We start from the raw sequence: 12469 nt of genomic DNA on the forward strand, positions 1-12469 counted from the left end.
ACTTTGTGGATTGCTGTGTCTTAATTCCGTAACTTACCAATTTAAAAGGACTTTTTCCAAAAGTTCATTTTTTAATCTATTTTTTTATTCAATAAAATCAACGACTTACAATGCACCACTATAATTGAAACACTTTCGACACATTCTTAATGTGTCACTTTAAGTCATGTGCATAAATGGGCTAATTTCGGTAAAACTTGCGTAGAATTTTTGCCTATCATTTCAATGAGTTGCGAAGTTTCCAAGCCACGAATTAGGCACAATTCCTCCGCTATTCTTTTTAATTGAACAGGGCTGTTTCGTCCCTGGTGACCGATCCAAACCGGAGGAATATCAGGCGCATCCGTCTCCAAAACCAGCAGTTCCAGCGGCAATTCAGCGGCCAGTTGCCGGATTTTTAATGCGCGTGGCCAGGTCATGGCCCCACCGAAGCCTAGTTTGAATCCCAACNNCGCCACCAAAGCCTAACTTGAATCCTAACTGTCCAAAAACCGCTGCTTGCTGCATGCTGCCGTTAAACGCATGGGCAATGCCGCCACGTACGCGATGCTTGCGCAGGTATTTGAGTATGCTGTCTATCGCGCTACGCACATGCAGGATAACGGGTAACTCAAATTGTTTAGCAATCTGTAGCTGCCCTTCAAACAAAGCAATCTGTTTGGCCTCATTGTCTCGCGTCAGGTAAAAATCGAGGCCGATCTCACCAATCGCCAATAATTGATGCGCCTGCGGCCCGGCCAGTACCTCCGCCACGATCTCCTGCAATTGCTGCAAGGCGTCATCCGGCGCTTGCGCCACATACATAGGATGCCAACCCAGCGCAAAACCAGCCTGCGGGTGTTGTGCGCACCACTGCATGATCGGTTGAAACGTTGCCTGCGTGACGGCGGGAATCACCACGGCACGCACGCCTTGTGCTTGCGCCTCTTGCCACACTTGGTCGCGATCTGCATCGAACTCGCTGGCATCAAGATGGCAATGGGTGTCTATTAACATAAAAGATTAAGGTTGCAGTTTGGCCTGGATACGCAGATCCTGACCAAATTGGCGCACATCAAGCATATTCAAATCACGCACCGCGGACATCTGCGTGAGTTCTGGCAGGGCAAACATGCCGCGGGCGGTATGACCCATCAACTTAGGCGCGTAATACAGCAATAATTCGTCAACAAAACCATTTTGCAGAAACGCGCCATTCAAGGTCGCCCCGGCCTCGATCAGTACCTCATTGCATGGCAATGCGGTTAAAGCCTGCATCAACACGGCCAGATCAACCTGTGCTTGCGTGCCAGGCACTGCTGTATTGGGTACATGCAAAGTGCGTACGCCCATCACCTGTAATACCTCCAGCTTGGCCGCATCGCCTTGCGCGTAAGCCACCAGCGCATTGCCATCCTGCAACACCTTGGCATCAATCGGAATCCGTAACTGGCTATCGACAATCACGCGCAAAGGTTGCCTTGGGGTTTTGACTTCACGTACAGTCAGGGAAGAATCATCCTTCAATATGCTGGCAATGCCGGTGACAATGGCACAACTTTGCGCCCGCCAGTGATGCACGTCGCGGCGGGCAGCAGCCGAAGTAATCCATTGGCTGTCGCCATTGGCCAGTGCGGTCCGGCCATCCAGGCTGGCCGCCACCTTGAGACGAACATAAGGCCGTTGCTGGGTCATACGCAATATAAAGCCGGGATTGAGTGCCAGCGCTTGCGCTTCACACACACCAACAGTCACCGCAATCCCTTGCGCCTGCAAGCGGGCAATGCCATTGCCTGCCACCAGCGGATTCGGATCCTGCATCGCCACCACCACCCGACTGACGCCAGCATTGACCAAGGCATCGGCACAGGGCGGAGTACGGCCAAAATGACTACACGGCTCCAGCGTCACATAGGCTGTCGCCCCACGTGCCTGCTCGCCAGCCGCGCGCAAGGCATGTACTTCGGCATGCGGTTCACCCGCTTTAAGATGTGCGCCCTCGCCGACCACCTGGCCATGATTGACAATCACGCAGCCTACACGCGGATTAGGGGTCGTTGTATATAGCCCGCGCGCCGCCAGTCGCAACGCACGCGTCATCCATTCAATATCTTGTGAGCTCACTTGCATAGACTGCCATGATACAAAAAAACACGGCTCTGCGGTTTTTTGTCATCAAATTGCGCACCATCGCGCACAAACGACTAGTAAATAACAGGTTAACCGTTGAATACCGTGGTATTTGCCGGTTTTTTTGCCACTAATCCGCGCGCGTGATGGCGCTACACTGAGGCATGATTTATATTGCCGATCCCAATCCATGGCTGGCCATGTATGCGCAACCGCTGCATACGCGCCTGACACCACCCACCGCAGACTTGCAGGACTTTCTGTCAGAGTATGGCCTCACGCACGGACTACCAGAGAAGGTGAGCCTGGACGCAAGCATAGACTGGCAGGATACCCTCGCGCAGGCGCTGGCACCACTCCCGGAGAGTCTGCTGGATACACTCGAAAAATCCATACTGGGTATTTTCTTTGCAAAAGGCCTGGATGCTTCTGGCTTTACCGATATGGTCGCACTGGGGGATGGCAGTAACAATATCGGCTTTGTGATTGTGCTCGACAGCCAGGCATTTAGCCAACCATCGGCAAACGCCTGGGCCAGCTGGAAAGAAAATTCAGCGTTCATTACAGACCCGCAGGTGCAAATCAGCGTAGAGATCGCAACGCCGGAAAACGACCATCGCATACAGGCACTGCGTTTTCTGCTATTGCATGAATTCGGCCACATCCTGGCAACCATGACTGACCTCTGTCCCCAGGACTGGTCATTCACCTTACCCAAGCTGGCAGGTCACTTTAGCAAACTGAGCTGGCAAACCAGTGGCAGCAAGGCGATCCGGCCAGAACAGAACTTCCCTCATCGCGAGAAAATTAGCTTCTATCGCCAGCCGGCCCTGCATGCCAGCCAGGCATTAGACTTGTACCGGGACCTGGCGAGAACATCGTTTCCCACCTTATACGCCAGCATGGACGTGCAAGAGGACTTTGCCGAGTGCTTTGCCACCTATGTGCATACAGAATTACTAGGACAGCCTTACCACATGCAGGTGACGATAGACGGCAATCCGGTCTATCGCAGTGATGACTTCTGGGCGTCGGCCCGTGCCAGCGAAAAAAAGCGTTATATGCGCAACCTGCTTGAAGCATTGGCGCACAATAATGCAAGCCATACTTTTCAGGGGCTGGCACCCTTTCTGCGCATGAGCCTCAATGGCGCCGACTTGCGGTCGCATGCGCAATCACTACTGGTACAAGCCAATCAGGACCAGGAGAATGCCATTTTGTGGATGAACCTGGCCACCGGCTTTTTATGCCTGAAAATGCGTGACATGGGCCTGGCGATCCAGGAACAGGCTTTGTCCTTGCAACGGCTCTATCGCCGCCCAGCAAACTGTCAGCCGCCACGCTTCCGCCTGCTCATGATCATGACACCAGGCGATTTATCTGAAAACACACCGATTGATTGCCTGCTCGAAAACAGCCCGGTAGAACTCCTGTATTACTACGCATCCGTCGAGCAGCCATTGCCATCCCCCATGCCGGAACACGACGCAGTGATGGTCGCACTCTCAGATAGCCAGGCCAACCGCGCCTTACTACTGGCAGTACAAGCCAGCCTGCTTGACCACGCGCGGCCAGTGATTAATCCGCCACACCTGCTGCCCAACGTCAACCGTGACCAGTTAAGTGAGCTGCTACAAGGCATCTCCGGCCTGGATATGCCACGCACACACCGGCTGACCCGTAGTCAGGTTGTCACGCGTTTAAGCATGCAACGTCCCGCAGAGGCAACCGACCACAATGCGCTACCCAGCTTGCCCTTGATTATCCGTCCGGTCGGCTCACAAGCCGGTAACGACCTGGCGAGAATCACACAGGCAACTGAACTGGCAGACTATTTAAAACAGGTGCAAAGCACAGCGTTTTTTGTATCTCGCTTTGTTGATTACAGCAGCCAGGATGGCCAGTTCCGCAAATACCGCATTGCCATGCTGCGTGGCCAGCCGTTTATCTGTCATATGGCAATCTCCAGCGACTGGATGGTGCATTACGTGAATGCAGGCATGTATGACTCTGCCGACAAACGCGCCGAAGAAGGCGCGTTTATGCAGAACTTTGCCAGCTTTGCTGCACGCCACCAGTCAGCACTGGCCGCGATTTACCAGCGCTTGCAACTCGACTATTTGTGTATCGATTGCGCAGAAACCAAAGACGGCAAATTGCTGGTGTTTGAGATCGACCACATCATGGCAGTCCATGCCATGGACTCTGCCAGCCTGTTCCCGTTTAAAGCCGGGCAAATCGCCAAGCTACAACAGGCCTTTGAGCAATATTTATATGCATTACAGCCGCAACCTTTACTGGAGAGCGCATGATGAAACTGAGTGCCAATCAACTAAATTTTTCTGGCGGCCCGGGTGCCTTGCCTGAGAGCGTATTGCAACAACTGCATACTGCCATGCTCTGTGTACCAGAAGTCGGCCTGTCGATTCTGGGCATCAGCCACCGCTCCGAATGGTTTGCGCAAGTCGTGCATGAGCTGGAGGACAATATGCGCCAACTCATGGGCTTGCCAGCATCCACGCGCGTGCTGATGATGCAAGGCGGTGCCACGCAACAGTTTTCCATGTTGCCAATGAATCTGCTGCGCAATGGGCAATCTGCCGATTATATTCACAGCGGTTACTGGAGCGGCAAGGCCATTCATGAGGCGGAGAAATCCGGCCGGCTACAACTGGCCTGGAGTGGTAAAGCGGACCAGTTTGGCCGCCTGCCCAGCGATGCCGAATTACAGTTATCTAAAGACGCTGCGTATTTTCACTACATTTCCAATGAAACGGTAGAAGGCCTGCAATTTCATCGTGTGCCTGGCCGTGACGATGTGCCGCGCATCTGTGATATGTCCTCAGACCTGTTATCGACACCTGGGGACTTTAACCGCTACGCAATGATCTACGCCCATGCACAGAAAAACATCGGCCCGGCCGGGGTCACCATGGTGATTTTGCGGGATGACTTTATGAATAGCCTGCCAGATGACCTGCCTGGCTTTATCAACTATCACGCACAAGCCGATGCGCATTCAATCTACAACACACCGCCAGTGTTTGCGATTTATAGCGTCTTGCTGGTCACGCGCTGGTTACGGGACGAAATCGGTGGTTTGCACAACATCGCCAAACGCAACCATCAAAAAGCGGACTGTTTGTATCAGGTACTGGATGACCACGCCGACTTTTACCGCGGTCGTGCCGCCGTCGCTGACCGCTCGAAGATGAATGTGGTGTTTAACTTACCCAACGCAGAGATTGAGCAAGCCTTTTTGCAGGCCGCACAACAGGCAGGCTTTTCAGGTTTGAATGGTCACCGTAGCATAGGCGGCATCCGTGCATCAATTTATAACGGCCTGGAGATGGCCGCCGCTGAACAATTGGCTGACTTTATGCAGACATTTCGTAAGCGTTATAAAGCGACAACACAAACTACAGTCCTGTCGCCTGCTTACGCTTAACAGCGTTTAGTGGGAAGAAATCTGGCTATGGGTTAAGCGCCCATCCTGGTCAAAATAAATGCGCAAGGCATGGTAGACATGCATGCACTTACCGAGGTCGTACTCCAGCGCATTGGCATCTTCTAAACTGGGGCGACCCAGCAAGGCCATCACCGCTTCTTTTTTGGCGCCACGAATGAGGATATGATTTTTCAGGTCGTAGGCCATGTCACCACGTCTACACTCTTTTTGTACCGTGTTGGCCAGTTCCATCCAGCGCGTCTGGTCAAACTTGTCGCTGCCAAACACCGCCTGGTCTTTAAATGCCCACCAGGTAAAAAACACAATGGTGAGAATGACCGTAAATACCGCTAACGCCATTGCAGACAACTTGATCAGTTTCATACGCCCCCGCCTTCAAATGCAAACAACATATGAGAAACGAGCGCGCCGGATGAAGTGTCATTCATCCGCTTAGCCGCTTCTGTTAATTATCCAGGTCACGGATGGCGTTATGGAAATCATCCACATCCGAAAAGCTTCTATACACAGAAGCAAAACGGATATACGCCACCTGATCCATTTGTTTCAACTCTTGCATCACGGTTTCGCCCAGCAGGCGCGCAGGCACTTCACGCACGCCCAAACCAAGCACTTTTTGAATAATGCGGTCCAGCGCCTTATCGACATACTCAGTCGGCACCGGACGCTTGTGTAACGCACGTGTGAAAGACACGCGCAGTTTTTCACGCTTGAACTCTTCGCGGTTGCCATTTTGCTTCACCACCTGTGGCAGATGCAACTCAGCCGTTTCATAGGTTGTAAAACGCTTATCGCAAGCCTGGCAGCGACGACGCCTGCGGATAGAGTTCCCCTCCTCATTGAGTCGGGAATCCACCACCTGCGTATCGTCAGCACCGCAAAAAGGACATTTCATGGCTAAAAATGGCCGTAAAGATTATTTGCCGTAGACCGGGAATTTGTCGGCCAAAGCATGTACTTTGGCTTTGACTGCTGCAATCACTTCTGCATTTTCCGGATTATCCAGTACGTCAGCGATCAGGTTGGCCACTTGCTCGGCTTCAGCCTCTTTAAAGCCACGGGTGGTAATCGCTGGCGAACCGATACGGATACCGGAGGTCACGAATGGGCTCTCAGGATCGTTAGGAATCGCATTTTTGTTCACGGTAATGTGTGCCTGGCCCAGGAAGGCGTCAGCGGCTTTACCGGTCAAGCCTTTAGGACGCAGGTCAACCAGGAACACGTGTGACTCAGTCCGGCCAGAAATAATGCGCAAGCCACGTGCCGCCAGGGTTTTAGCCATGGCGCTGGCGTTTTTCAATACTTGCTCCTGATATACCTTGAACTCAGGTTGTGCGGCTTCCAGGAAAGCAGTCGCTTTACCAGCGATGACATGCATCAACGGACCACCTTGCAAGCTTGGGAATACGTTGGAGTTAATTGATTTTTCAAACTCGGCTTTGGCCATGATGATACCGCCACGTGGGCCACGCAATGTTTTGTGCGTAGTAGAAGTGACGAAGTCAGCATGCGGCACCGGGTTCGGGTACACACCGGCCGCGATCAGGCCAGAGTAATGCGCCATATCGACCATGAAATAAGCACCGACTTTTTTAGCGATTTCGGCCATGCGTGCCCAGTCAAAACGCAGGGCGTAAGCAGAGGCACCGCCAATCAGCAGTTTTGGTTTGCACTCAATGGCAATGCGCTCCATCTCGTCGTAGTCAATTTCTTCCTTGTCGTTCAAGCCATAAGGCACGATGTTGAACAATTTACCGGACAAGTTGGCCGGGGAACCGTGGGTCAGGTGACCACCGTGCCCCAGGTTCATACCCATCACGGTATCGCCTGGTTTCAGGATGGAGAAATACACCGCCTGGTTGGCCTGTGAACCGGAGTGCGGTTGCACGTTAGCATACTCAGCGCCGTACAGTGCTTTCAGGCGGTCAATCGCCAATTGTTCTACTTGATCAACAAACTCACAGCCACCGTAAAAACGCTTGCCCGGATAACCTTCCGCATACTTGTTAGTCAGTTGTGAGCCCTGCGCTTCCATCACTGCCGGGCTGGTGTAGTTCTCTGAGGCAATCAGTTCAATATGCTGATGTTGACGTTCGACTTCGGAAGAAATCATTGTGGCTAATGCCGGGTCTGCAACGCTTAAGTTTCTTGAAAAGCTAAACATGACGATCAAGTTTCCGTATCAATAACAATAAAGCGTAATTTTACCATGAGGCGACCATGGCATGCACCTTTAGCGTCAGGCTCGCCAAGTCGGCCTGTTTTTCTGGGCTGATACGTGTGTTAGATGTGCATAGGGCCGATGCAAGAAGGCAATTGGTATTTATGTCAGGGATGGATGCGCCAGCATTGCACGCACCGCACCAAATCAGTGCACACAATCAAACAGTTGCTGATCGTGCAGCAGGCAATAAAATCTTAAAATGAGACTATCTTATTGATTTAAATGTAATTATCAAATCTGGCACAGCTTATGCTTAGTAGTAACCGTAAGCGTATATCTCCAAAATCGCTCCCTAAACCCAACTTCGGTTGGGTTCTTTTTTTGTGGTCGCCCGCAACCGCCCATTAATGCTTGCGTGCTTTAAGTTGTTGCAGCGTCTGCTCGCAACCTTCATCCGTCACTTCCGGCGTACTGCCCGGGTCAAGAAAAGGCAGAATCGCCGCAAATGGATTGATCAGCGCCAATAGCACACCTCCCGCAACGCGTGCAGCAATCGGCCCGGGACTCAGTGACACTTTCGGGTCGACAAACGGCCCGGTGACAAGGATGGGTGAACGCACCGTCAACGGTGAGAAGTTTTTCGGGCTGGCTTGCAACTTGAGGTTGAGTTGTTCCTGGCCCAGATTAATATCGCCAAGAATGTTCACGGTGGTCACCGGTGTGTCTATGATGGCGGCTTCTGGCGTTAGCACGCCCTGCTTGGCATGCCACCCCATGGCCGCACATTGCATGGGTAAGGGTTGATCGCCTTTAATCAGCACACCCACGGCTTGTGCAATATCCAGGCCTGCAGCTTCCACCACCAGGTGTGAGATTTCACCCTGGCGCACCATTAGCGCCAGCTGACCATCCAGCGATTTAAGTAACGCGGCCGTAGAGCGGCCACGGCCTTGCAACTTGGCTTTACCGTTTAACTTACCCGAGATATAGGCTGGTGCCGGACTCGACGACTGTTTGGCTGACGGCGTTTGCTTACCTGGCGCCTTGTTATCGGCAGGCGTCACTTTCAACCATTGCTCCAGACGGATATCACGCACAGCCAACTGTATATCCCACTCAGGCGCAGGTGGTGGCGATAAATCGGCATTGCTGGAATCATGTGCATCAATACTCAGTGCACCTGTCAGTGTGCCTTGCGCCGTGCTAGCCTCCAGTTCAGCCAGACTTAATTTGTGTTTAATCAAGGTCAAACGCAATTTCAAAGGTGAAATTCGTTGCTTAAATGCATGACCTAAATCAACCGCATCCAGATGCACATCAATATCTGCATTCATCCGCCCGTAAGTCGTGAAATCCAGCGACTCGTCCGGGAACAGCTTGCCGGGATGCGTTTTGGCGGCCCGATTATCTTGTGTCGCCCCGAATGCGGGGGCCAAATCGGCCAGCATGAGTAGCGAACCTTGCAACTTGCCACGCAGCATGGGCGTTTCAGGCGCAAAGTCATAGACAAACTGCCCGGATAAACGGCTATGCCCAATATGTGCCGAGGGAATATTCACCTGCCATTGGTCTATGCCTTTTTCAATATCGGCGCTGACTTTAAACGAAGCGGTCCGTGGAAAAGTCAGGTCAAGAAAATCGCCTACGTCAGCCAACGATGCGCCTTTGACTTCAACGTTGCCTTTCACGCGTTGCGTACCGAACAAGTCATACACCACGCCATGAAATTGCGCATTAACCGCGCCATATTTCAACCAGCCTTGAGAATTAATAGGCGGAGACTTGCTCCCCTGGGTCGCCACTGGCAAGAAACCTTGTGTCACCAGCTCCCCCTGTATCGGCAGCTTGCGAAATTGACCATTCACTTTGACCCTGGATTCCGGCGTGGCCAGATGCTCGCCCTCCTCGGTAAAAAATGTCACGGCCAGTTGTGCATTGGTCACGGCATCGGCGACTTTTGCCTGGCCCTGATTCACCGCCAGTTGCTCAATCAGTGGAAAAGGCCGTGGCGAGCCACTATCATCCAGCTCAAACTCCCAACTCGCATGCCTGTCTGCACGGCGAAGCAGATAGGCATTCAGTTGATCCGCACGAATCGCTTCAATACGGTAAGGATCGGTTTCCTTGAGCGACCATAAATCACGATAACGCAACGCCAGGTCCAGCCCGTGTGCATCGACAAAGTAAGGTGCATCAAAGCCTTCTGGTGCCGCGAGCTTTAAGCCGCCCACTTGCAGGCGGATGCCGCCCAGCAATTGCAAGCGAAACGGGCGCTCAATCTCGACAGATCGGTGCAACTTATCTTGCAGCAATTGTTGTAACGGTTGACGCAAAAACGGCCAACCGGCGATTTCACACACGATCACGGCCAACACCAGCGCAAGCAAGCTTCCGATTAGCCATCTGGTGATAGGTGCAGATTTTTTTGTTGTTATCTCGGTATCATTCATAGCTTGTTATGATGACAATGATAGGCCGGACTGGCTAGTCCTGCATGGCTGACACGCGTGTAGGCCGATTCTGTCAAACCGGATGCAAGCTGTCAGTTATAATGAGGGTAAAGATATCCTCAACTTAAACACTGGAGCCGATTGCAATGAAATGGACAGACAGCCAGCGGATCGCTGAAGAACTGTACGACAAACATCCTGACATAGACCCTAAAACCATCCGTTTCACGGATCTGATGCAATGGGTACTGGCATTGGACGGCTTTGATGATGAGCCTGCCCATTGTGGCGAAAAAATCCTCGAAGCCATTCAACTGGCCTGGATAGAAGAAGCTGAGTAAATGACCACCTTCCTGCCAGAGTCCATTTTCAAAGCCTATGATATTCGCGGCATTGTCGGTGAGTCGCTGACGGAAGACATCGTGCGCCAGATCGGACTGGCACTGGGCACAGTGGCACAAGAGCGCGGCGAGCACAGCCTCTGCGTGGGCTACGATGGACGGTTGTCCAGCCCAACCCTGGCTGCAGCATTGACAGCGGGGATTGCAGACACAGGCACCAACGTGATTGCCCTGGGCATGGTCACCACCCCCATGCTGTATTTTGCGGCGCACTACCTGGCCCAGACCAGCAGCGGTGTCATGATCACCGGCAGCCACAACCCGCCGCCATACAATGGCCTTAAAATGGTGATTGCAGGTGAAACGCTCAGTAGCGAAGCCATCCAGGCACTCAAGCAACGCATTCTCCAGCAGCAGTTTGCCCAGCCACCAGAGCCCGGCAAACAATCGTTTTATGATATTTATCCGGCTTACCAGGCGGCGATTGTGTCTGATATTCAGCTGGCACGCCCGATGCGGGTGGTCATCGACTGCGGCAATGGCGTCGCCGGCGCTTATGCACCGGCCTTGTTTAAAGCCCTTGGCTGCGAGGTTGAACCCTTGTTTTGCGACGTGGATGGACATTTCCCCAACCATCATCCGGACCCGGTTGAAGCGAAAAACCTGCAAGATGTGATACGCACATTACAGACTGGTGAGGCTGAAATCGGTATTGCCTTTGATGGCGATGGCGACCGCCTGGGCGTAGTCACCAAATCCGGCCAGATTATCCGCAGCGACCGCCAGCTCATGCTATTTGTTGAAGATGTGCTGATAGAGCAGCCAGGCAGCAAAGTCGTATTTGACGTCAAATCTACGCGCCACTTATCCCCTTTTATACGCGAGCATGGCGGCAAACCGGTGATCTGGAAAACCGGCCACTCACTGATGAAAGCCAAAATCAAGGAAACCGGTGCCGCCATGGGCGGCGAGCTCTCAGGCCACCTGTTTTTTAACGATGCCAAAGCAGGCAAGCCACGCTGGTTTGGCTTTGATGACGGCCTCTACAGCGCCGCCAGGTTGCTCGAAATCGTCAGCCGCAGCCCTGATGCCAGCGCAGTACTCGAAGCCCTGCCCGATAGCGTCAACACACCCGAACTGCAAATCGCCATGCAAGAAGGTGAGCCGCATGCCTTTATTGCCAGCCTGCAACAGTCCGCACCATTTCCAGATGCACTTGAGGTGATCACGATTGATGGTCTGCGGGTGGAATATGCCGACGGTTTTGGCCTGATTCGCGCCTCCAACACGACGCCCGTCCTCACGCTACGCTTTGAAGCTGAGGATGAAACCGCGCTTCTCCGCATTCAACAGGCGTTCAAACAGGTGTTAAGCAATACCAGGCCAGACTTGAAAATCCCGTTTTAAGCCACCATTGAATGAGCATGCACAATGCCACTCAAAAACGTTATTCACGCGGGCGCGGCCTGCTCTACACCCTCACTTGGCTGGCACTCGCCGCACTGGTGTGGGTGTTAGTCGATCGCGTACAACACCCCAACACCCTGGAGCAGATCGGCCAGCCAGAAGTCGTCAGCCTTAAACGCGGCCCTGACGGTCACTACAGTGCCGAAGCCCTGATTAACGGCGAACGTGTGCGCGTGCTGGTGGATACCGGCGCCACCGGCGTCGCCATCTCACAACATGTCGCAGACCGTTTGGGGCTAGCCAGTCGGGATGCGATCAATACACACACCGCCAACGGCAATGCCGTGTCTTACCTGGTGCGTTTGAAAACCGTGCAATTAGGCGGCGTGATCGCGCATGATGTGGCGGCGACGATTTCACCTGGACTGGAAGGCGACGCCCTGCTCGGCATGAGTTTTCTGGGGAGGATGGATATCAGGTTGTATCGGGGAGTGATGACGATACGGGATGGAGAAAGTGCGAAGTGATT

The 12469-nt window shown here is 53.0% G+C and carries 10 protein-coding genes and 1 pseudogene; 5 read left to right on the forward strand and 6 right to left on the reverse strand.

The features are described 5' to 3' along the window. Nucleotides 1–164: 164 nt before the first annotated feature. Together B3355_RS08645 and ribD are read right to left on the reverse strand one after the other, a co-directional pair. Nucleotides 165–996 (reverse strand): annotated as a pseudogene (locus B3355_RS08645) (TatD family hydrolase). Between the two features lie 6 nt (nt 997–1002). Further along, a complete protein-coding gene (gene ribD / locus B3355_RS08650) occupies nt 1003–2109 on the reverse strand; it encodes a bifunctional diaminohydroxyphosphoribosylaminopyrimidine deaminase/5-amino-6-(5-phosphoribosylamino)uracil reductase RibD (RefSeq protein WP_292782700.1) in 1107 nt (368 codons plus the stop codon). A gap of 164 nt (nt 2110–2273) precedes the next feature. Between ribD and B3355_RS08655 the strand changes: the two genes are divergently transcribed. Both B3355_RS08655 and B3355_RS08660 read left to right on the forward strand, forming a co-directional pair. Then, nucleotides 2274–4421, forward strand: a complete 2148-nt coding sequence (locus B3355_RS08655) for an ATP-grasp domain-containing protein (RefSeq protein WP_292782704.1) — start codon at nt 2274–2276, stop codon at nt 4419–4421. After that, complete coding sequence (locus B3355_RS08660; RefSeq protein ID WP_292782707.1) at nt 4418–5557, forward strand: phosphoserine transaminase; 1140 nt, start codon at nt 4418–4420, stop codon at nt 5555–5557. Before B3355_RS08655 ends, B3355_RS08660 begins: the two co-directional genes overlap by 4 nt. A 6-nt stretch (nt 5558–5563) precedes the next feature. Here the strand turns inward: B3355_RS08660 and B3355_RS08665 are convergent, their stop codons facing one another. The 4 genes from B3355_RS08665 to B3355_RS08680 all read right to left on the reverse strand — a co-directional run bounded on the left by B3355_RS08665 (nt 5564) and on the right by B3355_RS08680 (nt 10192). Beyond that, a complete protein-coding gene (locus B3355_RS08665; protein ID WP_292782710.1) occupies nt 5564–5941 on the reverse strand; it encodes a hypothetical protein in 378 nt (125 codons plus the stop codon). A gap of 82 nt (nt 5942–6023) precedes the next feature. After that, complete coding sequence (gene nrdR, locus B3355_RS08670) at nt 6024–6473, reverse strand: transcriptional regulator NrdR (RefSeq protein ID WP_019882994.1); 450 nt, start codon at nt 6471–6473, stop codon at nt 6024–6026. Nucleotides 6474–6494: 21 nt separating this feature from the next. Beyond that, nucleotides 6495–7742, reverse strand: a complete 1248-nt coding sequence (gene glyA, locus B3355_RS08675; protein ID WP_024929305.1) for a serine hydroxymethyltransferase — start codon at nt 7740–7742, stop codon at nt 6495–6497. Between the two features lie 404 nt (nt 7743–8146). Next, entirely contained in the window at nt 8147–10192 is a 2046-nt protein-coding gene (locus tag B3355_RS08680) for an AsmA family protein (protein WP_292782715.1), read from the reverse strand. 146 nt (nt 10193–10338) lie between these two features. Here B3355_RS08680 and iscX point away from each other — a divergent pair, with 146 nt between their 5' ends. Genes iscX through B3355_RS08695 form a run of 3 tightly spaced genes read left to right on the forward strand, consistent with a single transcriptional unit; the run spans nt 10339 to nt 12467 of the window. Continuing rightward, the gene (iscX, locus tag B3355_RS08685) at nt 10339–10533 is read left to right on the forward strand and encodes a Fe-S cluster assembly protein IscX (protein ID WP_019882999.1); all 195 of its coding nucleotides are present in this window, start codon (nt 10339–10341) and stop codon (nt 10531–10533) included. After that, nucleotides 10534–11940, forward strand: a complete 1407-nt coding sequence (locus B3355_RS08690) for a phosphomannomutase/phosphoglucomutase (RefSeq protein ID WP_292782720.1) — start codon at nt 10534–10536, stop codon at nt 11938–11940. Between the two features lie 11 nt (nt 11941–11951). After that, nucleotides 11952–12467, forward strand: coding sequence for a retropepsin-like aspartic protease family protein (locus B3355_RS08695; protein WP_292782723.1), 516 nt, complete (start codon nt 11952–11954; stop codon nt 12465–12467). The last annotated feature ends 2 nt before the right edge of the window (nt 12468–12469 follow it).

This window comes from Methylophilus sp. UBA6697 (assembly GCF_002454655.1).
Classification (GTDB): Bacteria; Pseudomonadota; Gammaproteobacteria; order Burkholderiales; family Methylophilaceae; genus Methylophilus.